This window comes from Tardiphaga sp. vice304, from assembly GCF_007018905.1.
Lineage (GTDB): Bacteria > Pseudomonadota > Alphaproteobacteria > Rhizobiales > Xanthobacteraceae > Tardiphaga.
The window spans coordinates 5,276,581-5,302,498 of the sequence record NZ_CP041402.1; the positions used below are offsets into that span (position 1 = coordinate 5,276,581).

Annotated in this window: 23 protein-coding genes, 1 tRNA gene and 1 pseudogene; 15 read left to right on the forward strand and 10 right to left on the reverse strand. The window is 64.7% G+C overall.

From position 1 onward, the window contains the following. Nucleotides 1-84: 84 nt before the first annotated feature. Nucleotides 85-161: transfer RNA gene (locus FNL56_RS25170), tRNA-Arg, on the reverse strand. 271 nt (nucleotides 162-432) lie between these two features. After that, entirely contained in the window at nucleotides 433-1,923 is a 1,491-nt protein-coding gene (locus FNL56_RS25175) for a sensor histidine kinase (protein WP_143575561.1), read from the reverse strand. A 382-nt stretch (nucleotides 1,924-2,305) separates the two neighbouring features. Between FNL56_RS25175 and rpmH the strand changes: the two genes are divergently transcribed. The 10 genes from rpmH (at nucleotide 2,306) to FNL56_RS25225 (ending at nucleotide 10,623) form a co-directional block, all read left to right on the forward strand. Further along, entirely contained in the window at nucleotides 2,306-2,440 is a 135-nt protein-coding gene (rpmH, locus tag FNL56_RS25180) for a 50S ribosomal protein L34 (protein ID WP_011471298.1), read from the forward strand. A 28-nt stretch (nucleotides 2,441-2,468) separates the two neighbouring features. Continuing rightward, on the forward strand, nucleotides 2,469-2,831 hold the full coding sequence (rnpA, locus tag FNL56_RS25185) for a ribonuclease P protein component (protein ID WP_143578632.1): 363 nt from the start codon (nucleotides 2,469-2,471) through the stop codon (nucleotides 2,829-2,831). Nucleotides 2,832-2,902: 71 nt separating this feature from the next. After that, on the forward strand, nucleotides 2,903-4,777 hold the full coding sequence (gene yidC / locus FNL56_RS25190; RefSeq protein ID WP_143575563.1) for a membrane protein insertase YidC: 1,875 nt from the start codon (nucleotides 2,903-2,905) through the stop codon (nucleotides 4,775-4,777). Between the two features lie 163 nt (nucleotides 4,778-4,940). After that, a complete protein-coding gene (gene yihA, locus FNL56_RS25195) occupies nucleotides 4,941-5,567 on the forward strand; it encodes a ribosome biogenesis GTP-binding protein YihA/YsxC (RefSeq protein WP_365947511.1) in 627 nt (208 codons plus the stop codon). Next, entirely contained in the window at nucleotides 5,567-5,944 is a 378-nt protein-coding gene (locus FNL56_RS25200; protein ID WP_143575565.1) for a DUF423 domain-containing protein, read from the forward strand. The genes yihA and FNL56_RS25200 overlap by 1 nt, the downstream gene beginning before the upstream one ends. Nucleotides 5,945-6,179: 235 nt before the next feature. Further along, complete coding sequence (gene argB, locus FNL56_RS25205; protein WP_143575566.1) at nucleotides 6,180-7,076, forward strand: acetylglutamate kinase; 897 nt, start codon at nucleotides 6,180-6,182, stop codon at nucleotides 7,074-7,076. Nucleotides 7,077-7,135: 59 nt separating this feature from the next. Beyond that, nucleotides 7,136-7,840, forward strand: a complete 705-nt coding sequence (locus tag FNL56_RS25210; protein ID WP_143578393.1) for a pyrimidine 5'-nucleotidase — start codon at nucleotides 7,136-7,138, stop codon at nucleotides 7,838-7,840. A gap of 235 nt (nucleotides 7,841-8,075) precedes the next feature. After that, a complete protein-coding gene (gene dapD, locus FNL56_RS25215) occupies nucleotides 8,076-8,921 on the forward strand; it encodes a 2,3,4,5-tetrahydropyridine-2,6-dicarboxylate N-succinyltransferase (protein ID WP_143575568.1) in 846 nt (281 codons plus the stop codon). Further along, on the forward strand, nucleotides 8,921-10,075 hold the full coding sequence (gene dapE / locus FNL56_RS25220; protein ID WP_143575569.1) for a succinyl-diaminopimelate desuccinylase: 1,155 nt from the start codon (nucleotides 8,921-8,923) through the stop codon (nucleotides 10,073-10,075). The genes dapD and dapE overlap by 1 nt, the downstream gene beginning before the upstream one ends. Next, entirely contained in the window at nucleotides 10,072-10,623 is a 552-nt protein-coding gene (locus FNL56_RS25225) for a phosphorylase family protein (RefSeq protein ID WP_143575570.1), read from the forward strand. The genes dapE and FNL56_RS25225 overlap by 4 nt, the downstream gene beginning before the upstream one ends. Before the next feature lie 190 nt (nucleotides 10,624-10,813). On the opposite strand, the gene truA is transcribed toward FNL56_RS25225, so the two are convergent. Genes truA through def form a run of 3 tightly spaced genes read right to left on the reverse strand, consistent with a single transcriptional unit; the run spans nucleotide 10,814 to nucleotide 13,041 of the window. Continuing rightward, nucleotides 10,814-11,551 (reverse strand): tRNA pseudouridine(38-40) synthase TruA, encoded by a 738-nt coding sequence (gene truA / locus FNL56_RS25230; protein ID WP_143575571.1) that lies wholly within the window; start codon nucleotides 11,549-11,551, stop codon nucleotides 10,814-10,816. After that, nucleotides 11,551-12,483, reverse strand: a complete 933-nt coding sequence (fmt, locus tag FNL56_RS25235; protein WP_143578394.1) for a methionyl-tRNA formyltransferase — start codon at nucleotides 12,481-12,483, stop codon at nucleotides 11,551-11,553. Before fmt ends, truA begins: the two co-directional genes overlap by 1 nt. 36 nt (nucleotides 12,484-12,519) lie before the next feature. Next, nucleotides 12,520-13,041, reverse strand: coding sequence for a peptide deformylase (gene def, locus FNL56_RS25240; protein WP_143575573.1), 522 nt, complete (start codon nucleotides 13,039-13,041; stop codon nucleotides 12,520-12,522). Between the two features lie 199 nt (nucleotides 13,042-13,240). On the opposite strand from def, the gene FNL56_RS25245 reads away from it, so the two are divergent. Both FNL56_RS25245 and FNL56_RS25250 read left to right on the forward strand, forming a co-directional pair. Beyond that, nucleotides 13,241-14,455 carry a DNA recombination protein RmuC gene (locus FNL56_RS25245; RefSeq protein ID WP_143575574.1) on the forward strand — a complete coding sequence of 405 codons (1,215 nt, stop codon included), beginning with the start codon at nucleotides 13,241-13,243 and terminating at the stop codon, nucleotides 14,453-14,455. A gap of 130 nt (nucleotides 14,456-14,585) precedes the next feature. Further along, nucleotides 14,586-15,920, forward strand: coding sequence for a ferredoxin reductase family protein (locus FNL56_RS25250; protein WP_143575575.1), 1,335 nt, complete (start codon nucleotides 14,586-14,588; stop codon nucleotides 15,918-15,920). A gap of 34 nt (nucleotides 15,921-15,954) precedes the next feature. On the opposite strand, the gene FNL56_RS25255 is transcribed toward FNL56_RS25250, so the two are convergent. After that, nucleotides 15,955-18,465, reverse strand: a complete 2,511-nt coding sequence (locus FNL56_RS25255; protein ID WP_143575576.1) for a glycogen/starch/alpha-glucan phosphorylase — start codon at nucleotides 18,463-18,465, stop codon at nucleotides 15,955-15,957. Nucleotides 18,466-18,755: 290 nt separating this feature from the next. Here FNL56_RS25255 and FNL56_RS25260 point away from each other — a divergent pair, with 290 nt between their 5' ends. Further along, nucleotides 18,756-19,187 carry a hypothetical protein gene (locus FNL56_RS25260; protein WP_143575577.1) on the forward strand — a complete coding sequence of 144 codons (432 nt, stop codon included), beginning with the start codon at nucleotides 18,756-18,758 and terminating at the stop codon, nucleotides 19,185-19,187. Here FNL56_RS25260 and FNL56_RS25265 read toward each other — a convergent pair whose 3' ends face one another. The 3 genes and pseudogenes from FNL56_RS25265 to pyrE all read right to left on the reverse strand — a co-directional run bounded on the left by FNL56_RS25265 (nucleotide 19,188) and on the right by pyrE (nucleotide 21,131). Continuing rightward, nucleotides 19,188-19,997, reverse strand: coding sequence for a DUF2865 domain-containing protein (locus FNL56_RS25265; protein WP_143575578.1), 810 nt, complete (start codon nucleotides 19,995-19,997; stop codon nucleotides 19,188-19,190). Between the two features lie 151 nt (nucleotides 19,998-20,148). After that, a pseudogene (locus FNL56_RS25270) lies at nucleotides 20,149-20,494 on the reverse strand (sodium:proton antiporter); the annotation flags it as partial. A 73-nt stretch (nucleotides 20,495-20,567) separates the two neighbouring features. Then, entirely contained in the window at nucleotides 20,568-21,131 is a 564-nt protein-coding gene (pyrE, locus tag FNL56_RS25275) for an orotate phosphoribosyltransferase (RefSeq protein WP_143575579.1), read from the reverse strand. Between the two features lie 144 nt (nucleotides 21,132-21,275). Here pyrE and FNL56_RS25280 point away from each other — a divergent pair, with 144 nt between their 5' ends. Then, entirely contained in the window at nucleotides 21,276-21,902 is a 627-nt protein-coding gene (locus FNL56_RS25280; RefSeq protein WP_143575580.1) for a glutathione S-transferase family protein, read from the forward strand. A gap of 121 nt (nucleotides 21,903-22,023) precedes the next feature. Here FNL56_RS25280 and polA read toward each other — a convergent pair whose 3' ends face one another. Continuing rightward, nucleotides 22,024-25,110 carry a DNA polymerase I gene (gene polA / locus FNL56_RS25285; protein ID WP_143575581.1) on the reverse strand — a complete coding sequence of 1,029 codons (3,087 nt, stop codon included), beginning with the start codon at nucleotides 25,108-25,110 and terminating at the stop codon, nucleotides 22,024-22,026. A 207-nt stretch (nucleotides 25,111-25,317) separates the two neighbouring features. Here polA and FNL56_RS25290 point away from each other — a divergent pair, with 207 nt between their 5' ends. Next, a complete protein-coding gene (locus FNL56_RS25290; RefSeq protein ID WP_143575582.1) occupies nucleotides 25,318-25,917 on the forward strand; it encodes a hypothetical protein in 600 nt (199 codons plus the stop codon). Nucleotide 25,918: the final 1 nt, after the last annotated feature.

Genomic DNA, 25,918 nt, shown 5'->3' on the forward strand with positions numbered 1-25,918 from the left:
AGCAGAACGAGGCCCACATCGCTTGCGATCAAGAATCGGGATTAAAGCCCATCCGTGCCGTTGATCGGAAAAGCTGTTGCGGTGTGGCGCGCCCGAAAGGATTCGAACCTCTGACCCCGTGATTCGTAGTCACGTGCTCTATCCAGCTGAGCTACGGGCGCGTGCCGTGACGGCGGCGGGCGTGGAGCCCGCTTTCGTCGATGCGTTTCGAAAACATTATTTGCGAAAGCGCGCAATAGCTACCGACTCCGGTCCGGCATTGCAAGCGCCGAACGCCACCTTTCATGTCATTCGCAAATTGCCGGAAATCCCGGCAAAATAGCCGGGTTTGCGGCGCCTTTATCGAAATCCGCCGAAACGAGAGCGACAGCGCCTGCAAAATTGTACCGCCAGGTTCGTCGGATTGGGCGAATCGCCGCGCGGGCGGCGGCCTCAGGCCCGGACGCGTTCGGGGCGAAGGCCGTAGAGCTGCACCGGGCGGTCGGGCAGCGTGATCCGGAACGTGGCGCCGATCGTACCCTCCACCAGCCGGATGTCGCCGTCATGGGCGCGCACCAGCTCGGCGGCGATCGCCAGACCGAGCCCGCTGCCGCCCGGCCGCGCCGAGCCTTGGAACGCCTCGAACAGATGGTCGCGGGCGCGCTGCGGCACGCCGGGGCCGGTGTCGGAGACCTCCAGGATGGTCACGGCGCCCTCGCGGCGGCCGGTGATGCGGATCTGCTGCGGAGCGGCATCGGAGTGCGGCTGGCCTTCCAGCGCCTGCGCGGCATTGCGCACCAGATTGAGCAGCACGCGAAACAGCTGGTCGGGATCGGCGTCGATGGTCAGCCCGCGCTCGATGGCATTGATCCAGCCGATCGAGGCCTGCGAGGCCAGACCGACGGATTCGCGGACCTCGTTAACCACCGGCTCGACCAGGATCATGCGGCGGTCGGGCGCGGCCTCCTGGGCCCGGCCATAGGACAGCGTCGACTGACAGAACGCGATGGCCCGCTCCAGCGATCGCATCAGCTTCGGTGCGAAGCGCTGCACCCGCGGGTCGGGCACGCTGGCGAGCTGGTCGGACAATAGCTGCGAAGAGGCCAGCAGGTTGCGCAGATCGTGATTGATCTTGGAGACCGCGAGGCCTAGCGCGGCGAGCCGGCTCTTCTGATGCAGCATCGAGACGAGGTCGCGCTGCATGTCGGACAATTCGCGCTCGGCGACACCTATCTCGTCGCCGCGATCGCTGGGGATGATGATGCGCGACGAACTTTCGGGGTTTTCGTGGAAATCGACCAGGTTGGCGGTCAGATTCCGCATCGGCCGCACGAACAGATAGTGCAGCGCCAGATAGACGAGGCCCGCGGTCAGGATCGCCAGCCCGAGCGACACCAGCAGCAGATTGCTGGAAAACCGGTACATCGCCTGGCGCAGCGGCAGTTCGTCGATCACCACCTCGATATATTGCGCGCCGGATTGCGCGCCGGCCGGCATCGGACCGATCACCCGAATCGTCTCACCGCCAGTGTCCAGCATCACCTGGAAGGCATCGACGATCGCCGACCACACCGTTACCGCCCGCATGTCGATGTCATGGTCGATCTGCGGCGGCAGATCGGCGCTGGCTAGCAGGCGACGCTGCTGGCCCATCTTGATGGCCACGGCGCGGGCACCGATGCTGCCGAGAATCTGCCGGGCCAGCGATTCCGGCACCAGGCCGAGCGGGGCGGCATCGAGCACCAGCGCCGCGGTATTGGCCGCCGCCAGCTTGTCGTTGAGCCGGTTAAGCCGGAAATTGGCGATCGACGGCACGTAAATCAGGATTTCCGCGATCAGCACCAGCGGAATCGTCAGCAGCAACAGCTTGCCGGACAGCCCGAGCCCCCGCCCTGCCCGTCGCGACGGCGCCCCGCGTTCTGCACTATCGCCGGCTGTGGACACAGGACCTGCCTCGGAGTTCACGATGAAACATGGCGTCTGGGAGAGATACGAACGACACGGCGATTCGATGCCAATATTTTAGCATTAATGGCCATCATTGCGTCGCCCCGCCCGAATTTTGCTGGCAAGACGGCAAAGATGCCGTCACCAGCGACCTATAAACACCGCCAGAATCGGTATAATCCGTGGCAGCCAGCATCGGCTTGCGTCCTGCAGGGCAAGATTGACGAAAACAGGACGCTCCCGTATAAGCCCGCCAACTGTCCGCGATGGCCCGGTCTGACCGGGGCGGCTCATTTGTGGCCGGACACGGCTCGTTTGGGCCAGCATCAGGACTCACCTCAATTAATCGGCGAATTGCCCGGTCAGCGGAGAACTACCCGTGAAGCGGACTTATCAACCCAGTAAATTGGTGCGCAAGCGCCGTCACGGCTTCCGCGCTCGCTTGGCGACTGTTGGCGGCCGCAAGGTTCTGGCTGCGCGTCGCGCGCGTGGTCGCAAGCGCCTCAGCGCCTGATCGGGCGTTTTTTACCCGAGATCTCATCATGGATCGGTTGCGGCAGCGGGCGGATTTTCTTGCCGTTGCCAATGGGCCGCGGATGAACAGCCCTGCCTTTGTCGTGCAGAGCAGGCTTCGCGATGATGACGGCCCGGTCCGGGTCGGCTTCACCGTGACCAAGAAGAACGGAACCGCCACCGAGCGGAACCGGATTCGGCGCCGGCTTCGCGAACTGGTGAAGCGCGCCGATGTCGTATCCATGCGACCTCACAGCGATTATGTGCTAGTCGGCCGTCGTGTCGCGCTCAACCGCGACTTTTCGACCATGCTCGACGATCTCCGCGTGGCGCTGCAACGCCTCGACCGGCAAACTGCGAAATTGCAATCTTCTAGACCAAGCGTGACCTGAACCTTCCAGTCTGCGACAAGCGCGCAGCCGGTAGCCCAAGCCGCACCCGCATGAATGACGAGACCTGAACGATGCTTGACAATCGCAACACCATCCTTGCCGTCATTCTGTCCGGTCTGGTGCTGATCGGCTGGCAATATTTCTACAACATCCCGCAGATGGAGCGGCAGCGCGCGCAGCAGCAGATCCAGAGCCAGTTGGCCAATCCGACCCCGCAGCCGGGCGCGGCGCCGGCCAATTCGCCGCCGGCCACCACCAATCCCCCGGCGCCGGGCGCAGCTCCCGCCAGCCAGCAGCCGGCCGCCGCGACCATCGTCAGCCGCGACGCCGCCATTGCCGCCGCCCCGCGCATCAAGATCGAAACCCCGCGCGTCTCCGGCAGCATCTCGCTGAAGGGCGGGCGCATCGACGACGTCGCACTGAACCAGTTCCGCGAGACCGTCGATCCGAAATCGCCGGCCATCGTGCTGTTCTCGCCGTCCGGCACCGCCGCGCCCTATTATGCCGAGTTCGGCTGGGTCGCCGCCGCCGGCTCGACCGTCAAGATTCCCGATGCGACGACGCAGTGGACCCAGGAAGGCACCGGCAGCCTGACGCCGACCAGCCCCGTGACGCTGAAATACGACAATGGCGCGGGCCAGACCTTCCGCCGCACCATCGCGATCGACGACCGCTATCTGTTCACCGTCAAGGACGACGTCATCAACAACGGCACCGCGCCGGTGACGCTGTATCCGTTCGCGCTGATCTCGCGCCACGGCACGCCGCATGTCGAAGGCTATTACATCCTGCATGAAGGCCTCGTCGGCTATCTCGGCGACCAGGGCCTGCAGGAATACGGTTACAAGAAGATCGACGAAGCCAAGGCGGTCAACTTCAAGGTCACCAACGGCTGGCTTGGAATCACCGACAAATACTGGGCATCCGCGCTGCTGCCGGATCCCGCCGCGCAGCTGCAGGCCAAGTTCTCGTCCAATCTGGTCGGCAACATTCATACCTACCAGACCGACTACCTGCAGGATGCCCAGACCATCGCAGCCGGCGCCACCGGCACTGCCAACGCCCGGCTGTTCGCCGGCGCCAAGGAAGCCGTCAGCGTCGGCATCAACTTCCCGTTCGCGGTCGGCCTCGGCGGCTACAACCAGTCGCTCAACCTCAACCACTTCGATCTCCTGATCGACTGGGGCTGGTTCTACTTCATCACCAAGCCGATGTTCCTGGCGCTCGACTTCTTCTTCCACCTGTTCGGCAATTTCGGCGTCGCCATCCTGCTGGTGACGGTGCTGGTCAAGATCATCTTCTTCCCGCTGGCCAGCAAGTCCTACGCCTCGATGGCCAAGATGAAGGCCGTGCAGCCGCAGCTCGCCGCTCTGAAGGAGCGCTATCCTGACGACAAGATGAAGCAGCAGCAGGAGATGATGGAGATCTACAAGAAGGAGAAGATCAACCCGATCGCCGGTTGTCTTCCCGTCGCCTTGCAGATCCCGGTGTTCTTCTCGCTTTACAAGGTTCTGTTCGTCACCATCGAAATGCGCCATGCGCCGTTCTTCGGCTGGATCAAGGATCTGTCGGCACACGACCCGACCAATTTGTTCAACCTGTTCGGCGCGCTGCCGTTCGATCCGACCCAGCTGCCGGTGTTCGGCCACTATCTCGCGCTCGGCATCTGGCCGATCATCATGGGCATCACGATGTGGTTCCAGATGAAGCTGAACCCGACCCCGCCGGACCCGACCCAGAAGATGATCTTCGACTGGATGCCCTTGATCTTCACCTTCATGCTCGCCGGCTTCCCGGCCGGTCTGGTGATCTACTGGGCCTGGAACAACACCCTCTCGGTGCTGCAGCAGGCCTACATCATGAACCGCAACGGCGTGAAAGTGGAGCTGTTCGACAACGTGAAATCGACCTTCGCCAAGAAGCCGCCGGCCGAGAAGAAGACGTAACGACCATACTCAAAGGCTTCTCCCGTCATTGCGAGAAGCCTTTGCGACGAAGCAATCCAGTCTCGCGTGGCGATTCTGGATTGTTTCGTTTCGCCCGCGATGACGAATGAGGAACCTTCGCATGAACGCGGAAACCGATGCGAAGCTGATCGAAGACAAGAAGATGCTCGAACAGGGCCGGCTCTTGTTTGCCGGCGAATGGAATTTCATCTGGGCCTCGCCCTCGATCGAGACGCTGCCGCCGATGGCCGGCGTCGAGGTCGCCTTCGCCGGGCGCTCCAACGTCGGCAAGTCCAGCCTGATCAACGCGCTGACCGGCCGCAACGCGCTGGCGCGGACCTCTCACACGCCGGGCCGCACCCAGGAGCTGATCTTCTTCGAGGGCCCGGAAAAGTCCGGCATGCGCCTCGTCGATATGCCCGGCTACGGCTACGCCTCGGCGCCGAAGGTCAAGATCGCGTCCTGGACCTCGCTGATCCACAATTTCCTGCTCGGCCGCACCAACCTGGCGCGCGTCTATGTGCTGATCGACAGCCGCCACGGCCTCAAGGACGTCGATCTCGACGTGCTGAAGACGCTAGACAAGTCCGCTGTCAGCTACCAGGTCGTGCTGACCAAGGCCGACCAGGTCAAGAAATCCGAGCTGGAGGCGACCACCGAGCAGGTTCGCACCACGCTGTTGAAGCATCCGGCGGCGTTCCCGGAGCTCTTGGTGACATCCTCGCGCACCGGCGCCGGCATGGCCGAGCTGCGCGCCGCGATGGTGCGCCTGCTCGGCGAGCGCAGCTGATGACCCGCACGGGCGCTTTCCGCATTTTGATTATCCTGGCCGGCGTGATGGGCGCCGACGGCGTCATCCTCGCCGCCACCGCCGCGCACCAGCCGGATGCGACCCGGCTGGCCTCGGCCTCGATGATGCTGCTGTTTCATGCCACCGCCGTGATCGGCACCGTGGCCTTGATCGAGCGCGGCGTGGTGCATCTGCAGATCGGCCTTGCTGCCGCGATCGGCTTCGTTGTCGCGACAGCCCTGTTCGCCGGCGACCTGGTGATGCGGCAATATGCCGGCACCGGCCTGTTCCCGATGGCCGCCCCCACCGGCGGCATGCTGCTGATCGCCAGCTGGCTGGCGCTGGCGGTCTCCGCGGCGTGGCCGCGCAAGGTCTGAGTGCTGCTCTTCCTTCCCTCTCCGCTTGTGGGAGAGGGTGGATCGAACGCGAAGCGTTCGAGACGGGTGAGGGGTAGCGGCAAGCTCGGCGCCCGCCGCGCCCCCTCATCCGTCACGGCCTCCGGCCGTGCCACCTTCTCCCACAAGGGGAGAAGGAAGGTAGCCCACCTGCCTTTGCACCGCTGGCCTCAATCCGCTAGAACGCGCCGCAGATTGGCCCAGTGAGACCCGCTTCATGACCGACGCGCCGAACATCAGTCCGCTCGATCAGGCCCGCATCCTGTCGGAAGCGCTGCCGCATATGCAGGAATATGACGAAGAAACCATCGTCATCAAATATGGCGGACACGCCATGGGCGCCGAGGACACCGCCAAGGCGTTCGCCCGCGACATCGTCCTGCTCGAGCAGACCGCGATCAACCCGGTCGTCGTGCACGGCGGCGGTCCGCAGATCGCCACCATGCTCAAGCGGCTCGGCATCCAGTCGGAATTCGCCGCCGGCCTGCGCATCACCGACGCCGCCACCATCGAGATCGTCGAGATGGTGCTGGCCGGCTCGATCAACAAGACGATCGTCGGCTACATCAACGAGGCCGGCGGCAAGGCCGTCGGCCTGTGCGGCAAGGACGGCAACATGGTCACCGCCACCAAGGCGACCCGCACCATGGTCGATCCCGATTCCAATATCGAGCGCGTGGTCGATCTCGGCTTCGTCGGCGAACCCGACAAGGTCGACCTGACCCTGCTCAACCAGCTGATCGGCTACGAACTGATCCCGGTGCTGGCGCCGCTGGCGACCTCGGCCTCCGGCCAGACCTTCAACGTCAACGCCGACACCTTCGCCGGGGCTGTGGCCGGCGCGCTGAAGGCCAAGCGCCTGCTGCTTCTGACCGACGTGCCGGGCGTGCTCGACAAGTCGAAGAAGCTGATCCCCGAACTGTCGATCAAGGACGCGCGCAAACTGATCGCCGACGGGACTATCTCCGGCGGCATGATCCCGAAGGTCGAAACCTGCATCTATTCACTCGAACAGGGCGTGCAGGGCGTGGTGATCATCGACGGCAAGCAGCCGCATGCGGTGCTTCTCGAACTGTTCACCAACCAGGGCACCGGCACGCTGATCCACAAGTAGCGTTTCGTCCGGCGCGCGCAGGCGCGCCGGACGAAACTCTCGCGACAACCGGGAATACCATGACCGAGCCGAAGCAGAGCCGCCCCTTCACCCATGTCGAGACCTGGGTGTTCGATCTCGACAACACGCTGTACCCGCACCACGTCAATCTGTGGCAGCAGGTCGACGACCGGATCCGCGACTTCGTCTCGACCTATCTCAAGGTGCCGCCGGCGGAGGCCTTCAAGATCCAGAAGGACTATTACAAGCGCTACGGCACCACGATGCGCGGCATGATGACCGAGCATGGCGTGCATGCCGACGACTACCTCGCCTTCGTCCACGCCATCGACCACTCGCCGCTCGATCCGAACCCGGAGATGGGCGCCGAGATCGCGCTGCTGCCCGGGCGAAAACTGATCCTGACCAATGGCTCGGTCGACCACGCCGGCAAGGTGCTGGAACGGCTCGGCATCGCCGGTCAGTTCGAGGCGATCTTCGACATCATTGCCGCCGACCTCGAGCCGAAGCCGGCGCCACAGACCTATGACAAATTCCTCAAGCTTCACGGCGTCGATCCTTTGAGGTCCGCGATGTTCGAGGACCTGTCGCGCAATCTGGTGGTGCCGCACGACCTCGGCATGACCACCGTGTTGGTGGTCCCCGAAGGCGGCCAGGACGTGGTGCGCGAAGACTGGGAGCTGGAAGGCCGCGACGCCACATTCGTCGATCATGTCACGGATGACCTGACAGGGTTTCTGACGCGACTGAACGAGGCGCGGTGAGTTTTCTTCCTTCTCCCCTTGTGGGAGAAGGTGGCGCGGCCGAAGGCCGCGTCGGATGAGGGGTAGAGATAAAGCTCCGAGTTTGCGGCCCCCTTACCCGGCCGCGCTACGCGCGTCCACCCGCTCCCACAAGGGGAGAGGGAAGGAACAGTTCACCTTGACTCTCCCCCGTCAAATCCCGACAAAAGCCGCTCAATTCGCCTGTCCGGCTCCGCTCCATCCCGAGGAATTTCCGATGTCGCTATCCGCCCTGGAATCCACCATCAACGTCGCCTTTGAGGCGCGGGACACCATCAATGCCGCGACCCAGGGCGAAGTCCGCGAAGGCGTCGACTACGCGCTCGATCTGCTCGACAAGGGCGCGGCCCGCGTCGCCGAGCGCCAGGCCGACGGCACCTGGAAGGTCAACCAGTGGCTGAAGAAGGCCGTGCTGCTGTCGTTCCGGCTCAACGACATGACCGCGATCCCGGGCGGCCCCGGCGGCTCGTCATGGTGGGACAAGGTGCCCTCGAAATTCGACGGCTGGGGCGAGAACGCGTTTCGCGACGCCGCGTTCCGCGCCGTGCCCGGCGCCATCGTGCGCCGCTCGGCCTATATTGCGAAGAACGTCGTGCTGATGCCGTCCTTTGTCAATCTCGGCGCCTATGTCGATGAGAGCACGATGGTCGATACCTGGTCGACGGTCGGCTCCTGCGCGCAGATCGGCAAGCGCGTGCACATCTCCGGCGGCGTCGGCATCGGCGGCGTGCTGGAGCCGCTGCAGGCCGGCCCCGTGATCATCGAGGACGACTGCTTCATCGGCGCGCGCTCGGAAGTCGCTGAAGGCGTCATCGTCCGCAAGGGCGCCGTGCTGGCGATGGGCGTGTTTTTGGGCGCCTCGACCAAGATCGTCGACCGCGCCACCGGCGAGGTGTTCATCGGCGAAGTGCCGGAATATTCCGTGCTGGTGCCGGGCAACCTGCCGGGCAAGCCGATGCAGAACGGCGAGATCGGCCCCTCGACGGCCTGCGCCGTGATCGTCAAGCGCGTCGACGAGCGCACCCGCTCCAAGACCAGCATCAACGAATTGCTGCGCGACTGATGGCCGACACGCTGGCCATCGCGCAGGCGCTGCTGCGCTGTCCGTCGGTAACACCGGCGGACGCCGGCGCGCTCGGCGTGCTGGAGCGGTTGCTCAGTGCCGCCGGCTTCGCCGTGCAGCGCGTCACCTTCAGCGAACCGGGCGCAGCCGACATCGACAATCTCTATGCCCGCATCGGCACGCAGACGCCGCATCTCTCGTTCGCCGGCCATACCGACGTGGTGCCGGTCGGCGACGAGGCGGCGTGGACGCACGGCGCGTTCGCCGGCGACGTCCAGGACGGGTTGCTGTACGGCCGCGGCGCGGTCGACATGAAGGGCGGCATCGCCGCCTCCGTCGCCGCCGTGCTGGATTATCTTGCAGCGAACGGCGGGCAGCCCAAGGGATCGATCTCGTTCCTGATCACGGGCGACGAGGAAGGCATTGCCGTCAACGGCACCGTCAAGCTGCTGCAGTGGGCCGCGGAGCGCGGCGAAAAGTTCGACCACTGCATTGTCGGCGAGCCCAGCAATGTTGAGGTTATCGGCGACACCATCAAGATCGGTCGCCGCGGCTCGCAGTCCGGCACGCTGATCGTTGACGGCGTGCAGGGCCACGTCGCCTATCCGCACCGCGCCTCCAATCCGGTGCCGGATATCGCAGTATTGATCGTGGCGCTGAGCAACGAACCGCTGGATGCGGGCAACGCCCAGTTCCAGCCATCTAATCTCGAATTCACCACCGTCGATGTCGGAAACACTGCCAGCAACGTGATCCCGGCGCAGGCGCGCGCCCGCTTCAACATCCGCTTCAACGATCACCACACGCAAGCCAGCCTGCGCGAGCTGATCGACGCGCGGCTGGCCGACGCCGTCGGCAACCGCGTCAAGGCGCATATCGTCTGGGAGCCGTGCAACGCGGACAGCTTCGTGACGCAGCCCGGCGCCTTTACCGACCTCGTGTCTGCCGCGATCGAAGAGGTCACCGGCCGCCGGCCCGATCTCAACACCGGCGGCGGCACCTCGGACGCGCGCTTCATCACGCGCTATTGCCCGGTGATCGAATTCGGCCTGGTCGGCCAGACCATGCACCAGGTCGACGAGCGCACGTCCGTCTCCGACCTGGAGAAGCTCACAAAAATCTATCGCGGCGTGCTGGATCGATACTTCGCATGAGCATTCTCATCCTCACCGCGCTCGATGCCGAACTCGACACCGCGCGCGCGCCGGCAGGCGTCGATGTCCGGTTCACCGGCGTGGGCAAGATCAACACCACGATCGCCACGCTGCTGGCAGTGCAGGCGAAGAAGCCGGCGCTGGTGATCAACTACGGCACCGCCGGCAAGATCACGTCATCGCTGCGCGGTCTCGTCGAGGTCGCGCATGTCATCCAGCGCGACATGAACGCCGAGCCGCTGGCGCCGCGCGGCACCACGCCCTATGCGACGGAGCTGGATAGGCTGTCGTCCGGCCATGGCGACGTGATCTGCGGCACCGGCGACAGTTTCGTTACCGCGTCCGATCCCTGGCTGACCGCCAACCGGGTCGACATCGTCGACATGGAATTGTTCGCGCTGGCCTCGGTGTGCCGGCACCAGAACATTCCGTGGCGGGCGTTCAAGTTCATCACCGACGACGCCAATGATTTCGCGCACGAGCACTGGACCGCCAACGTCGCGGACGGCCAGCAGCTGTTCTGGGATGCGGTGAAACATCTGCTGTAGGCGAAGGGCTTTCCTTCACCTCTCCCCATCGGGGAGAGGTCGGAGCCTGAGCGATAGCGAGGGCTCCGGGTGAGGGGGCGCAGGATGATCGATGTCGCCAGCCCCCTCACCCGCCCGGCTTCGCCGGTCGACCTCTCCCCGGTGGGGAGAGGTCGAGGAGCGCACCTGTCGGTTCAGCGCCTGGGAGAAACTAGTAATCCACCTTCATCAGATACAGCCCGTCCGGCGGCGCCACCGGGCCGCAGGCGTTGCGGCTCTTCGCGGCCAGGGCCCCCGCCAGATCATCCGCACTCCAGCGGCCGTGGCCGACCCATACCAATGAGCCGACCATCGAGCGCACCTGGCTGTGCAGGAAGGCACGCGCCGAGGTGACGATGTTCACCGCCTCGCCGTCGCGGACCACGTCGAGCTGGTCGAGCGTGCGCTGCGGCGACTTGGCCTGGCATTCGGTGTCGCGAAACGTCGTGAAATCGTGGTTGCCGATCAGCCGCTGCGCCGCCTCGTGCATGGCGTCCGCATCGAGCGGCCGCGCCACGCGCCAGACATGGCCGAGATCGATCGCCAGATTCGCCCGCCTATTGACGATGCGATAGACGTAATGCCGTCTGGTCGCGTGAAAGCGTGACTCAAAGTCGTCGGCGACGATGTCGGCCGACAGCACGCCGATCGGATGCGGCCGCAGATGCGCGTTCAACCCGTCGCGCAGCCGGCCCGGCACGAACGGCCGGGCGACATCGCAATGCGCGACCTGGCCCAGCGCATGCACGCCCGCATCGGTGCGACCAGCGCCGTGCACGCGAACCTTTTCACCGCAGATCGCCATCACGGCGTCTTCCAGCGCGCCCTGCACCGATGGCGCATTGTCCTGCACCTGCCAGCCGGAAAACGGCGCGCCGTCATATTCGATGAGCAGCCTGTAGCGTGGCATCAGGACAGCCGCAGCGGCGGCGCAAGCGGCGTGCCGCGCAGAAAGTCGATGGCCTTCATCGGCTGCTTGCCGGCGCGCTGCAGCTCGATGAGGCGAATGGCTCCGTCGCCGCAGGCGATGGTGAGCTGACCGTCGAGCAGGTCGCCCGGCGCGCTTGCGCCTTCGGCCAGCGCGCAGCGCAGGATTTTGACCCGTGTCGGTTCGCCGTCGAGCGGCACCTCGCACCAAGCGCCGGGAAACGGCGACAGGCCGTGGATGTGGCGCAGCACCTCGCGCGCCGGCCTCGTCCAGTCGATCCTGGCCTCGGCCTTGTCGATCTTGGCGGCGTAGGTCACGCCTTGCTCGCTCTGCGGGCTGAGCTGCAATCGGCCGCGCTCCAGCGCGCCGATCGCGCGCACCATCAGGTCGGCGCCGAGCGGCGCCAGTGCGTCGTGCAAATCCTCCGCGGTCATCGCCTCGGTGATACTGATGCGCTCGGCCATCGCAACGTCGCCGGTGTCGAGCCCGACATCCATCTTCATCACCATGACGCCGCTCTCGGCATCACCCGCCATGATGGCGCGGTTCAGCGGGGCCGCCCCGCGCCAGCGCGGCAGCAACGAGCCGTGCAGGTTGAAGCAGCCGAACTCCGGCACATCGAGAATGGCCTGCGGCAGGATCATGCCATAGGCGACCACCACCGCCGCATCCGCCTTGTGCGCGCGAAAGGTGGCTTCGGCCTCGGGCGTCTTCAGCGTGGTCGGCGTCAGAACGGGAATGCCGAGCCGTGTCGCCTCGCGCTCCACCGGCGTCGGCTGCAGCTTCATGCCGCGCCCGGACGGCTTTGCCGCCCGCGTATAGACCGCGACGATCTCGTGGCCATGGGCGACGAGTTCGAGCAGCGTCGGCACCGCGAAATCCGGCGTGCCCATGAAGATCAAACGTAGCGACATATTGCGAGCCGATCTGTGCGCGAGATCGGGAGGAGCCTACTCCGCCCGCTTCGCCAGCTTGGTAAACTTCTTCAGCACGCGGTCGCGCTTCAGCTTGGAGAGGTAGTCGACGAACAACACGCCGTTGAGGTGGTCGATCTCGTGCTGGATGCAGGTGGCGAACAGGCCATCGGCGTCCTCTTCCTGCAACTTGCCGTCGATATCCAGATAGCGGAAGCGGACGTTCGCCGGGCGCTCGACCTCTTCGTAATATTCCGGGATCGACAGGCAGCCTTCTTCATAGACCGAGAATTCCTCGGACGCCGAGACGATCTCGGGATTGATGAAGATTCGCGGTTTCTTGCCGCCGTCCTCGTCGTCCTTCTTGGCAAGGTCCATGGTGATGAGACGCAGCGGCACCGCAATCTGGATCGCGGCAAGCCCGATGCCCGGCGCGTCATACATGGTCTCGAACATGTCGTCGGCGAGTTTGCGTACCTCCGCCGTGACCTTTTCGATCGGCTTGGAGACGAGGCGGAGCTGTTTGTCCGGCAGGACGATGATTTCACGAATGGCCATGCCGGCGATGTAATGCGACGGCCTGCCGGGGTCAATCCGCCCCAGCCCTCGCGGCAGTTTAACGCGCTGTTAACCATCGCTTTTAAGGATCTGTTAACCGCGTTTCTTCAGGAATCGTTAACCAAGTTGGTTAGCCTTTGGTTATCCATAAACGTTCCTGCTTCGTTCTAAAGTGCCGCGAATCGGCTAGGGTAGCCCGATGGATGACACCCTCTTCATGCTCGGCGACACGCCGATCAGCTCCGCCACCGCCTTGATCGGCTTTGCCGCAGCCGTGCTGCTGCTGTTGCTGGTGATTGCGATCGTCATCGCCCGCTCCGGTCGCCGCGGTGCCATGTTGGCGATGGCGCAGGCGATCCGCGCCGACGAACTCGAGGAGCGGTTCAGCGAAATGCTGCAGGCGCAGAATGTCGCTACCGGCCGGGTCGACGCGATGGGCCAGGCGCTGGCCGGGCGACAGGCCGAAATGGCCCGCGCGGTAAGCGAGCGACTGGATTCGGTGACCCACCGGGTCGGGCAAAGCATGGAGCAGTCGACCCGCCACACGATGGACAGCCTGCGCGTGCTGCATGAGCGGCTGGGCATCATCGACAGCGCCCACAAGAACCTCACCGATCTGACCTCACAGGTCACCACGTTGCGCGACGTGCTGGCCAACAAGCAGTCGCGCGGCGCGTTCGGCCAGGCGCGGATGGAAACCATCGTGCGCGACGGCATGCCGAACGGCGCCTATGCGTTCCAGCACACGCTGTCCTCCGGCAAGCGGCCGGACTGCGTGATCTTCCTGCCGGACCAGCGGCCGCTGTGCATCGACGCCAAGTTTCCGCTGGAAGCCGTCACCGCGTTGCACGACGCGCGCTCTGACGAGGAAAAGAAATACGCCGCGCAGCGCCTGCGCGCCGACGTGATGAAACATGTCAGCGACATCTCCGAAAAATACCTGATCGCCGGCGAGACCCAGGACACCGCGCTGATGTTCGTGCCGTCGGAATCGGTCTACGCGGAGATCCACGACGGATTCGACGACATCATCCAGAAGGCCTATCGCGCCCGCGTGGTGCTGGTGTCGCCGTCGCTGCTGATGCTGGCGATCCAGGTGATGCAGCAGATCCTGAAGGACGCGCGGATGCGCGACGCCGCCGACCAGATCCGCACCGAGGTGATGAATCTCGGCGACGATCTCGGCCGGCTGCGCGACCGCGTGCTGAAGTTGCAGACGCACTTTGGGCAAGCCAATGAAGACGTCCGCCAGATCCTGATCTCCGCCGACAAGATCGAGAAACGCGCCGGACGGATCGAGGAGCTGGATTTCAGCAAGACGGAGCCCGCGGAAGCGCCGGCAACCACCCGGCCCGCCGCGCAGCCCGCCGATATGTTCGCGCCGCTCGCTCGCGAGTTGCGCGCCGGAGAATAAGGCAGGCCGATCGAGTTGCCCGTTGTAGCGGAAGCAGCCCAGATTCGCGCAACGAGGGCGATCGCCGTTTGTGCTTGATCAATGCGCCGGGGCGTCGGCTGGATGACAATTGCCGTTTCGAGGCATTATCATGCAAATCCACCGACTTTGGCTAGTCGTCGCGATATCGCTCGGCCTGCTGGCCGGGCTGTGGTTCGTCAGCGTTCCCGATGGAACGCTGAGTGGCGATTTCTGGGTGTGGCGCAAGGCGCTGATCTACCTGACCGGCGTGCTCGCGATGGGATCGATGTCGCTCGGCGTCATGCTGGCGGCGCGCCCGGTGCAGATCGAAAGCGCGCTCGGCGGCTTGGACAGGTTCTATCGCCTGCACAAATGGTTTGGCGTTACCGCTCTCAGCCTCGCGGTGGTTCACTGGCTGCTCGAAGTCGGCCCGGGCTGGCTGACGCAGCTCGGCTGGCTGACACGCCCGGCGCGGCCACCACGGGCCGCAGAGGTCGTCACCGGTTTCGATCCATTTCGCGATCTCAAGGACATCGCCGTCGATCTCGGCGAATGGAGCCTCTATTTGCTGCTGGCGCTGGTGGTGCTGGCGCTGTGGAAGCGGTTTCCCTACCGGTCTTTCCTGACGACGCATCGCCTGATGGCGCCGATCTATCTGGTGCTGGTGTTTCACGCCGTCATCCTGATCGACCGCAGCTATTGGCTGATGCCGCTCGGGCCCGTACTCGCTTTGCTGCTCGCCGGCGGAAGCGCCGCCGCGCTGGTGGCGCTGTTCCGGCGGATCGGCAGCACGCGCAAATCGGTCGGCCGCATTGAATCGCTGGCCCGCTATGAGGAAAATGCGGTGCTCGACGTCGCGGTACGTCTGGAGACCGCATGGCCCGGGCACCATGCGGGCCAGTTTGCCTTCGTCAGCTTTGGCGACGGCGAGGGCGCGCATCCGTTCACCGTCTCGTCGGCGTGGCAGAACGACGGACGGCTGCTGTTCAGCATCAAGGGGCTTGGCGATTATACGCGGACGTTGCCCCACCAACTCACGGTCGGTCAGGAAGCCACGATCGAGGGGCCTTACGGGCGGTTCGATTTTGCGGGCGAGCGACCGCGTCAGGTGTGGGTCGCCGGCGGCGTCGGGATTACCCCGTTCATTGCCCGATTGGCAGCCCTGGCGACCGCGGATCACGACGGCGACATCGACCTGATCTACTGTACCGGCGCTCCTTCCGGGACGTTTATCGAGAAGATCGGTGCGCTGGCCGCAAAGGCCGGCGTCGGATTCCACATGGTGGTGGCGCCCCGCGACGGCTTGTTGACGCTGGATCGCCTGGCAGAATGGATTCCGGCGTGGAAGGAGTCCGATATCTGGTTCTGCGGCCCGGCGGGCTTCGGCAATTCGCTGCGTAACGCGATGATCGGGCGTGGCCTGCCGGCGGCGCAGTTTCATCAGGAACTGTTCGAGATGCGCTGATGGAAATCAGCGCATCTCGTCACGCCGTAATTTGCTAGCTGCCCTTGCGCAGATGCGGCAGCGCCAGCGACGATGGCGGCTCGCCGGCGACCGGCACGTCCCAGATGTCCTCGGCATATTCGCGGATCGTGCGGTCCGACGAGAACCACGCCATCCGCGCCACGTTGAGGATGCTGGCGCGACTCCACGCCGATGGCACCTGCCAGCGCGCATCGATGCCGCGCTGCGCGTCCCAATAGGAATCGAAATCCGCGCTAACGACGTAATGATCGAGGTGGCGTAGCGCGTGGCCGACCGACAGGAAGCGGCCGGGATCGTCGGGCGAGAAATCGCCACGCTCGATCGCGGTGATGGCGCGGCCGAGATTCGGCGACTTGCCGATCACGTCGGAGGCGTCGAGCCCGCGGGCGCGGCGCGCCACGACCTCGGCGGCGTCCATGCCGAAGATCGCGATATTCTCCGGGCCGACCTGGTCTCGGATCTCGATATTGGCGCCGTCCAACGTTCCGATGGTCAGCGCGCCATTCAGCGACAGCTTCATGTTGCCGGTGCCGGAGGCTTCCATGCCGGCCGTGGAGATCTGCTCGGACAGGTCGGCCGCGGGAATGATGATCTCCGCGAGGCTGACATTGTAGTCCGGCATGAACGCGACCTTGAGCTTGCCGCGAATGGTCGTGTCGTTGTTGACGACCTCGGCGACGTCGTTGATCAGCTTGATGATCAGCTTCGCGTAGCGATAGCTCGCCGCCGCCTTGCCCGCGAAAATTTTCACGCGGGGCACCCAATCCCTGTCGGGCTCGTCCTTTATCGCCTGATACAGCGCCACGGTCTCCAGCAGGTTCAGAAGCTGCCGCTTGTATTCATGGATGCGCTTGATCTGCACGTCGAACAGGGCGCTGGGATCGGCCTGGATGCCAAGCTTCTCGCCGATCACGCGCGCCAGCGCGATTTTGTTGTGCAGCTTGACGCGGCCGAACTCCTGCTGGAACGCCGCATCGCCGGCAAAGGCCTCCAGCCGCGTCAGCCGCGTCGGATCGTCCAGGACCGCCTCGCCGCAGGTCGCGCGCAGCAGGTTGGTGAGTTTCGGATTGGCGAGCATCAGCCAGCGGCGGAAGGTGATGCCGTTGGTCTTGTTGGTGATGCGGCCGGGATAGAGCTGGTTGAGATCGTGGAACACGGTCTCCTTCATCAATTCGGAATGCATCGCCGAGACGCCGTTGATGCGGTGCGAGCCGATGAAGGCGAGGTTGCCCATGCGGACGCGGCGGCCCGCACCCTCGTCGATGATCGAGACCGAAGCGCGGAACGCGGTGTCGCCCGGCATGTTGGCGTCGGCGCGGTCGAGATGCGCCTCGTTGATGCGGTAGATGATCTCCAGGTGGCGCGGCAAGAGCCGCTGGAACAGTTCGACCGGCCAGGTCTCCAGCGCTTCGGGCAGCAGCGTGTGGTTGGTGTAGCTCAAGGTCGCGTTGGTGATCTGCCAGGCAGCGTCCCAGCGCATATTGTGGATGTCGACCAGGATCCGCATCAGCTCGGCGATCGCCAGCGACGGATGGGTGTCGTTCATCTGCACGGCGGCCTTGTTGGCCAGGCCACGCAGATTGCCGTCGGACTCCAGATGCCGCTTCACCAGATCCTGCAGCGAGGCGGAGACGAAGAAATATTCCTGGCGCAGCCGCAGTTCGCGGCCCGCCGCGCTCTCGTCGTTGGGATAGAGGAACTTGCAGATCGCCTCGGCGCGCGCCTGCTCGGCGGAGGCGCCGAGATAGTCGCCGGTGTTGAACACGTCGAGCTTGAGCGGGTCCGGCGCGCGCGCCGACCACAGCCGCAACCCGTTGACGTGCTGGCCGCGCCAGCCGACGATCGGCGTGTCATAGGCGACCGCTTCCACGGTCTCGCCGGGATGCCAGACCACGCTGGTGCGGCCGCGGCCATCCTCGATGCTCTCGATGCTGCCGCCGAAATGGACGTGGTACAGGACCTCCGGCCGCTGCAGCTCCCAGGGATTGCCGAAGCCCAGCCACTCGTCGGGATATTCCTGCTGCCAGCCATGCAAGATGACTTGCCGGAACAGGCCGAAATCGTAGCGGATGCCATAGCCGAACGCCGGGATCGCCAGCGTCGCCATGCTCTCCATGAAACAGGCGGCGAGCCTGCCCAGGCCGCCATTGCCGAGGGCTGCGTCGGGTTCGGATTTGCGCAGATCGTCGAGACCGACGCCGAGATCGCCGAGCGCGGCCTCGAACAAGGGCAGCAGGCCCATATTGTTGAGCGCGTCAGTGAACAGCCGGCCGATCAGGAATTCCAGCGACAGGTAATAAACCCGCTTGGCGCCGTTGTCGTAGCTCTCCTTCTCGGACACCAGCCAGCGATGCACCATGCGGTCGCGCAGCGTCAGCGCGGCAGCCTTGTACCAGTCATGGCGCGTCGCGAACGAGGCTTCCTTGCCGATCGACAGCGTCAGCTTGGTGATGATGGCGCTTTTGATCTCGGCCAGCGCCAGCTCGTCGAGCGGCGCATGGTGGGGCTCAAATTTCGCCGGCATGGTCTGGTCTGGCAATCGCACAATCCCCGATGCTGTGTTTCAGGCGACCAGCATACGCGCTTTTGCCCCTATCAGGAACCCGGCCCCCTGCAGAGCTTTTGCCACCCCCCTGCCTGCGGAATGGGCAACTCATTCAATTGCGCCTCGGCTTGCGCTCGCGATGCTCGCTTGCCGGAACGAAAATATATAGGAACAAATTAAGAACACTTTAGCAAGTCACTGATATACCATCGTGATTCGGCGGCCACCGCCCTCCATATCTAGCGCCTGTCCCAGCTTGTGAGGACCATATGTCCACCATTGCCTTTGACCAGTTCGCCCTGACCCGGATTGCCGACTTCGCACGATCGCTGTCGCGGCTGCATCAGGTCGCGCGGCAGTACCGGATCGACGACGACCAGATCGACCGCGAGTTCAACGCGGTCTGCCTGTCGGTGTGGGGCTACACCACCGACGACGTCAGCGATGAGTTGTTCACGCTGGACGACCACGCCTGGCTGGATTCGCTGGACGAGGCCCATGCGCGGATCTTTGCCGCCGAACAGGGCTACGACCTGATCGACGATGACGGCATGCTGACCGACTGGTGGGGCTATTGCTGGATGATCCTGGCCGAGAAGCGCGGCCTGCTGACCCCGGAAAACCGCGCCGCGGCGCGGGCCGCCATCGAGGACAGGTATCTGGCGGCGCCGAATGTGATCGGCGTCATCGTCGGGCGCTGATCAGGGCAGCTCGGCGCGCTTTGCCGGACGGGCCACCGGAGCGCTCTTCGGCACATTGGTCACGGCCGGGGTGTCGGGCAACGCTTCCTGGCCGATCATTTCGGCAGCGACCGGGGCGACCTTCATCTCGCCGAGCCGGGAACGGACGTCCGCCGTCAGGCCGGGATAGGACGCCACCGGGGTGAATTCGGCGGTCTGGCCGTTGCCGGTGCGGACGCCGGAAAACGCCACCAGCCCGCTCGACGTCGCGATGACGTCGCCGGGGCGCAGCGACGAATCCAGCGTCAGATCGACCGGCGCGAGGCCGGCGGGATCGCGGCCGTTGCAGGTGCAGTCGGCGCGCAGCGCCTTGCGATAGGCAAAGGCGTTCTCGGACTCCGCATAGCGCTCGCCATTGGTCGATGAGGCGCCCTCGATGGTGCTGCCGAAAAACACCTTGGTCGGGCTGGCCGGGCAGAACGCCTGGCACATCTGCGCCGGGCTGGCGGTGCGGCCGAGCGGAAAATACTTGCCGTCGCAGCTGCGCACGCAGAAGGACGGGCCGGAGCTGCCGCCACCGCTGCTGGCCATCGGGCGCGGCGGCGGAGGCGCGGGGGTGTTGAGGCCGAACGGATCGGCGAAGAAATTGGTTTCCGGCGGCGCGCCGCGGCGCGGCTGCTGCTTCTGCGGCGGGCCGCCGCCAAACAGAAAGTCGAAAAAGCCTTCGGCGGCCGCCAGGTTCGGCGTCAATGACAGCGCAAGGCCGAGCACGATGGCGGCGAACAGGCCGGGACGCGCGAATTTCCGCGACAATTTCCGATTGTGACGCAACGCCAACTCCGCAACGCACTAAAGGCCGGGCGGACACCGCCCCACGCGAAGTCAGCCTACATCGGTATGGTAAATGAGAGGTTTACAGGCGAGGCACCGCGGAGCCCCGTTCCTTCTCTCCGTGGAGGGAGAGCCGACGCCATAGCTTCCCTCATCGGAAGAATACCCAGTTGGTCAACAGGAACACCGGCATCAGGATGGCGCCGGACCACAGCATGTAGCCGAAGAAGCTCGGCATCCTGACGCCGGCATCGCGCGATCGCATAGACCATGAAGTTCGGCGCGTTGCCGATATAGGTGTTGGCGCCCATGAAGACCGCGCCGGCCGAGACCGCCGCCAGCATGGCCGTCCCAGTGGTCATCAGGAATTTCGCATTGCCGCCGGCGAATTCGAAGAACACCAGATAGGTCAGGGCATTGTCGAGGAAGGAGGACAGCGCGCCGGTCAGCGAGAAGTAGGCGGAGATGTTCGGCGTGCCGTCGGCATGCGTCACCAGCCGATCGCAATCGACAGCAGCAGCAATCCCCACCACAGCGACAGCGCCGCGCCGTCAAGCTGCGCGTGACCCGTCATCCTTTGAGGAATTCGCCGGCCTTATAGAGCGAGCGGAATTCCACGCCAGCCTTGGCGAAGGTCTCAGCGGCGCCCTCGTCGCGATCGACCATCGTAAAGACCAGCACGACATTGCCCCCGGCCTCGCGCACCGCGTCCAGCGCCTTGACCGCGGAGCCGCCGGTGGTGGTGACGTCCTCGACGATGACGATGCGCTTGCCTTCCAGCGTCTCGCCCTTGGTGAGACCTTCGACGGCGAGGCGGGCGCCATGCTCCTTCGGCTTCTTGCGGACGAAGAACGCCGAAATCGGGTGGTTCTTCAGCCAAGACAATTGCGCGATGGCGCCGGCCAGCGGCACCGCGCCCATTTCCAGCCCGCCGACGTAATCGAGATTGTCCTCGCGCAGCGCGTCATAGGTCAGCTCGGCGAGCAGCGCGGCCCCTTCGGGGTGGCACATCGTCGGCTTCAGGTTGAAATAGAAGTTGCTGGTACGGCCCGAGGCCAGCGTGATCTCGCCATAGCCGAACGAGCGTTCACGGATGATGTCGAACAGGCGGGCGCGGGCGGCTGATTTGGTCAAGGTAATCTCTTTCCATGAAGTCGCGGCAATCTAGACCCCACGGCGCAGACATTCCAGCGCCGAAGCACGATCTGCAATAGATGCAGGTCAATTTGGCCGGGCCTGCCGGCGATGCTACAGACGTTAAACCCCCGGGGAGCCCGCATGACCATCGAACTGCATACGTGGAATACGCCGAATGGCCGCAAGATCGCGGTCGCGCTCGAGGAAATGGGGCTGCCTTACCGCGTCGTCCCCATCAACATCGCCAAGGGCGAACAACAGAAGCCGGACTTCCTGGCGATCAGCCCGAACAACAAGATTCCGGCGATCGTCGACCCCGAGGGCCCGGACGGCGTGCCGGTCAGCGTGTTCGAATCCGGCGCGATCCTGCTCTATCTCGGCGAGAAGACCGGCAAATTCCTGCCCAAGCCGCTGCTGCAGCGGATCCCGGTGTATGAATGGCTGATGTGGCAGATGGGCGGCTTTGGCCCGATGCCCGGCCAGGTGCATCATTTCATCGCGCTGGAGAACGAGGCGGAGCGCGCCTACGGGCTGAAGCGCTTCTCCGACGAGACCCGCCGGCTGTACGGCGTGCTCGACCGGAGGCTGGCGACCCACGACTTCGTCGCCGATGAGCTGTCGATCGCCGACTTCGCAATCCTCGGCTGGGTCTGGCGCCACCAGCGCCACAAGGTCGACCTGGCGGATTTCCTGCATGTGGCGCGCTGGTACGAAACGCTGATGGCGCGCCCTGGCGTGAAGCGCGGTTTCGAGGTGAAGCTGGATTGATGCAGTAGCCCGGATGAAGCGAAGCGCAATCCGGGGCCGGCGCTTCCATTGAAGCTCTCCCCCCGGGATTGCGTCGACGCGCCGCTGAAGCGGCGCGGCGACTTCATCCGGGCTACGAACCTCAATGCGCCTCTTCCCAGTTGTTCGCCGCGCGGGCATCGACCTGCAGCGGCACATGCAGCAGCACCGCCGGAAACGGCGCGTCCTGCATGACGTGCTGCACCACCGGCAAGGTCGCCGCGACCTCGTCGTCGGGCACCTCGAAAATCAGTTCGTCGTGCACCTGCAGCAGCATTTTCGCCGACAGATTCTTCTCGGCGAGCGCCTCCTCCATCCGCACCATGGCGCGGCGGATGATGTCGGCGGCGGTGCCTTGCAACCGCGCATTGATCGCGGCGCGTTCGTTGAAGGCGCGAATCGAGGCGTTCGACGCCTTGATGTCCGGGTAGTGGCACTTGCGGCCGAACAACGTCTCGACATAGCCGTGCAACCGGCAGAAATCCCGCGTCTGGTCCATGTAGGCGCGGATGCCGGGGAAGCGCTCGAAATACTTCTTGATGTAGGCGCCGGCTTCCTCACGGGGGATGCTCAACTGATTGGCGAGGCCGAACGCCGAGATGCCGTAGATGATGCCGAAATTGATCGCCTTGGCGCGACGCCGGATATCGGCCGGCATGTCCTTGACCGGCACGCCGAACATTTCCGAGGCCGTCATCGCGTGAATGTCGATGCCCTCCTGGAACGCGGTGCGCAAAGCCGGCACGTCGGCGACTTCCGACAGCAGCCGCAGCTCGATCTGCGAATAATCCGCCGATACCAGCTTGTGGCCGGGGGCTGCGACGAAGGCGCGGCGGATCTTGCGGCCGTCCTCGGTGCGCACGGGAATGTTCTGCAGGTTGGGTTCGTTCGACGACAGCCGCCCGGTGGTGGTCGCGGCCAGCGCGTAGGTGGTGTGGACGCGGTGCGTCTGCGGATGCACGTAATTCGGCAGCGCGTCGGTATAGGTCGAGCGCAGTTTCGAGACCTGCCGCCAGTCGAGAATCTTGCGCGGCAATTCGTGGCCCTGCTCGGCCAGCTCATCCAGCACCTGCGCCGAGGTCGACCACGCGCCGGTCTTGGTCTTCGAGCCCCCCGGCAGGCCCATCTTGCCGAACAGCACATCGCCGAGCTGCTTCGGGCTGCCGATGTTAATTTCCTCGCCGGCGATCTCGCGGATCTCGGCCTCGATGCGCGCGGCGGTCTGCGCGAAATCCGCCGACAATCTCGACAGCACCTGGCGGTCGATCGAAATGCCGCGCCGCTCCATCCGCGCCAATACCGAGATCAGCGGCCGCTCCAGCGTCTCGTAAACCGTGGTCATGTGCTCAGCGGCCAGCCGCGGCTTCAGCACGCGCCACAGCCGCAGCAGCACGTCAGCATCTTCCGCGGCATAGGCGGTGGCGCGGTCGATCGTGACCTGGTCGAACGCCACCTTGGCCTTGCCGGAGCCGATCACCTCGCCGTAGCTCAGCATCTTGTGGCCGAGCCATACTTCCGCCAGCGCCTCGAGGCTGTGTGCATTGCGCCCGGCATCGAGCGCATAGGACATCAACTGCACGTCGTCATGATTGCGGATGGTGACGCCGTGCTGCGCGAACAGCACCGAGGTGAATTTGATGTTGAAGCCAATTTTCAGCAGCCCCGCGGACTCCAGCAGCGGCCGCAGCGCGTCGAGCGCGTCCGACGCCTTGATCTGGTCGGGCTCCAGCCCCGACGCGAACAGGCCGGCGGCGTCGCCGGACTGCTTGTGGTTCAGCGGCACGTAGCAACCATCATTGGGCCCCAGCGCCAGCGCGATGCCGACCAGATCGGCCTGCATCGGATCGATCGATGACGCCTTGGCTTCGAAAGCGACATGGCCGGTATCGTGGATGCGCGCGATCCATCTGTTGAGATCATCGAGCGTGCGGACGGGCTTGTAGGCCTCGCGATCGACCGGGGTCTTTCGCGCAGCGGCGGCGCGCGCGGCGGCAAAGGCAACCGTGGTGAGCTGTTGCTTGTCGCCCTGGCCCGTGGTGTGCGCGCTGAACGTGCCACCCTTGAGGTCGCTCCCTCCCCCCCTGCGGGGGAGGGTTGGGGAGGGGGGTGAGCCCAAAGCGCCGGCGTCGGAGCCGGTGCCCCCCCCTTCCCGGCCCTCCCCCGCAAGGGGGGAGGGGGCATTGCTGCCGGCGTTCCAGTCGCTGCCGTCGCGACGCTTGCCAGCGACACCGCCTTCGGCCTCGATGTCACTTGGATCCAGCTGCGAATATTCCGCGACGCGCCGCGTCAGCGTGGAGAATTCCATCGCCTTCAGGAACGCGATCAGTTTTCGCGCGTCCGGCTCATGAACCGCGAGCTCGTCGAGCGGCACGTCGAGCACCACCTTATCATCGAGCAGCACCAGCTGCCGCGAGATCCGCGCCTTCTCGGCGTGTTCGATCAGCGACTCCCGCCGCTTCGGCTGCTTGATCTCGCCCGCCCGCTGCAGCAGCGTTTCGAGGTCACCATACTCGTTGATCAGCTGCGCCGCGGTCTTGATGCCGATGCCCGGCACGCCCGGCACATTGTCGACGCTGTCGCCGGCCAGTGCCTGCACCTCGACCACCTTGTTCGGCGGCACGCCGAATTTCTCGATCACCTCGGCAATGCCGAGCCGACGGTCCTTCATCGTGTCGTACATGGTGACGCAATCGGTCACGAGCTGCATCAGGTCCTTGTCAGACGACACGATGGTCGCGGTGGCGCCGCGTTCGCAGGCCTCGCGTACATAGGTCGCGATCAGGTCGTCGGCCTCGAACCCGCCCTGCTCGATACTCGGCAGATCGAAGGCGCGCACGGCGTCGCGGATCAGCGAGAATTGCGGGATCAGATCGTCCGGCGCCGGCGGCCGGTGCGCCTTGTATTCGGGATATAGCTTGTTGCGGAAAGTCACTTCGCTCTTGTCGAAGATGATCGCCAGATGGGTCGGCCGGTTGTCCGGCGGCATGTCGCGCAACAGCTTCCACAGCATGTTGCAGAAGCCGAGCACGGCATTGACCTGCAGCCCGTCGGACTTGCGGGTCAGCGGCGGCAGCGCGTGATAGGCGCGGAAAATATAGCCGGAGCCGTCGACCAGGAAGACATGGTCGCCCTTCGACAGGGCTTTGGCGGCGACGGGCTGGGCGGCGGCGGTTTCTGAGGTTTTCGGCATGGCGGCAATTTAGGGATTTTTGGCGGGGAAAGACACCCCCAACTCCTTTGTCATCGCCCGCGAAAAGCGGCGATCCAGTACACGCCGGCCGGTGTTTACTGGATCGCCCGGTCGAGCCGGGCGACGACAGTTGAGTGTAAGGAACCTTGCATCCACGGCAGTTCCATGAGCCCCTGAACGACCATATCGCCCGCAGGAAGACCCCCGATGCCCGAACTCGCCGAACTGATGGACAAGATGAAGGCGGTGGAGACCGAGATCGAGACCGAACTGTCGCGGCGGCGCGAGGAGCTGCGTTTCCACATCGAGAACCGCAAAATCGTATTCGACCGGAGCATCGAGGAGCTGCAGCGCGCCATCAAGGTGCGGGCCTCGAAATATCTGTTCAACGCCAATCCGCTGATCGTGCTGACCGCGCCGGTGATCTATTCGCTGATCGTCCCCTTCGTGCTGGTCGACCTGATGGTGATGGCCTATCAGGCGATCTGCTTTCCGGTCTACGGCATCCCCAAGGTGCGGCGCCGCGACTACCTCGTGTTCGACCGCCACCATCTGGCCTATCTCAACATCATCGAGAAGATAAATTGCGCCTACTGCTCCTATTGCAATGGCGTCGCCGGCTTCGTCCGCGAGGTCACCGCGCGCACCGAGATCTATTGGTGCCCGATCAAACACGCCCGCCGCATGCTGGGCCCGCACCCGCATTACGTCGGCTTCGCCGATTTCGGCGACGCCCAGGGTTTTCGCGACAGGATGGCGGCGCTGAAGGATGGCGTGAAGCTGGACCGCCCCCCGAACGCGATGTGAG

Excerpts from the sequence above, each read along its gene's own strand:
- truA (WP_143575571.1), bottom strand. The coding sequence starts at position 11,551 with ATGCCACGCTACAGGCTGCTCATCGAATATGACGGCGCGCCGTTTTCC.
- fmt (WP_143578394.1), bottom strand. The coding sequence starts at position 12,483 with ATGTCGCTACGTTTGATCTTCATGGGCACGCCGGATTTCGCGGTGCCG.
- FNL56_RS25280 (WP_143575580.1), top strand. The coding sequence starts at position 21,276 with ATGACCATCGAACTGCATACGTGGAATACGCCGAATGGCCGCAAGATC.
- def (WP_143575573.1), bottom strand. The coding sequence starts at position 13,041 with ATGGCCATTCGTGAAATCATCGTCCTGCCGGACAAACAGCTCCGCCTC.
- polA (WP_143575581.1), bottom strand. The coding sequence starts at position 25,110 with ATGCCGAAAACCTCAGAAACCGCCGCCGCCCAGCCCGTCGCCGCCAAA.
- FNL56_RS25225 (WP_143575570.1), top strand. The coding sequence starts at position 10,072 with ATGAGCATTCTCATCCTCACCGCGCTCGATGCCGAACTCGACACCGCG.
- argB (WP_143575566.1), top strand. The coding sequence starts at position 6,180 with ATGACCGACGCGCCGAACATCAGTCCGCTCGATCAGGCCCGCATCCTG.
- yidC (WP_143575563.1), top strand. The coding sequence starts at position 2,903 with ATGCTTGACAATCGCAACACCATCCTTGCCGTCATTCTGTCCGGTCTG.
- dapE (WP_143575569.1), top strand. The coding sequence starts at position 8,921 with ATGGCCGACACGCTGGCCATCGCGCAGGCGCTGCTGCGCTGTCCGTCG.
- FNL56_RS25255 (WP_143575576.1), bottom strand. The coding sequence starts at position 18,465 with ATGCCGGCGAAATTTGAGCCCCACCATGCGCCGCTCGACGAGCTGGCG.
- dapD (WP_143575568.1), top strand. The coding sequence starts at position 8,076 with ATGTCGCTATCCGCCCTGGAATCCACCATCAACGTCGCCTTTGAGGCG.
- FNL56_RS25245 (WP_143575574.1), top strand. The coding sequence starts at position 13,241 with ATGGATGACACCCTCTTCATGCTCGGCGACACGCCGATCAGCTCCGCC.
- FNL56_RS25250 (WP_143575575.1), top strand. The coding sequence starts at position 14,586 with ATGCAAATCCACCGACTTTGGCTAGTCGTCGCGATATCGCTCGGCCTG.
- yihA (WP_365947511.1), top strand. The coding sequence starts at position 4,941 with ATGCTCGAACAGGGCCGGCTCTTGTTTGCCGGCGAATGGAATTTCATC.
- FNL56_RS25210 (WP_143578393.1), top strand. The coding sequence starts at position 7,136 with ATGACCGAGCCGAAGCAGAGCCGCCCCTTCACCCATGTCGAGACCTGG.
- FNL56_RS25290 (WP_143575582.1), top strand. The coding sequence starts at position 25,318 with ATGCCCGAACTCGCCGAACTGATGGACAAGATGAAGGCGGTGGAGACC.
- FNL56_RS25200 (WP_143575565.1), top strand. The coding sequence starts at position 5,567 with ATGACCCGCACGGGCGCTTTCCGCATTTTGATTATCCTGGCCGGCGTG.
- rnpA (WP_143578632.1), top strand. The coding sequence starts at position 2,469 with ATGGATCGGTTGCGGCAGCGGGCGGATTTTCTTGCCGTTGCCAATGGG.
- FNL56_RS25260 (WP_143575577.1), top strand. The coding sequence starts at position 18,756 with ATGTCCACCATTGCCTTTGACCAGTTCGCCCTGACCCGGATTGCCGAC.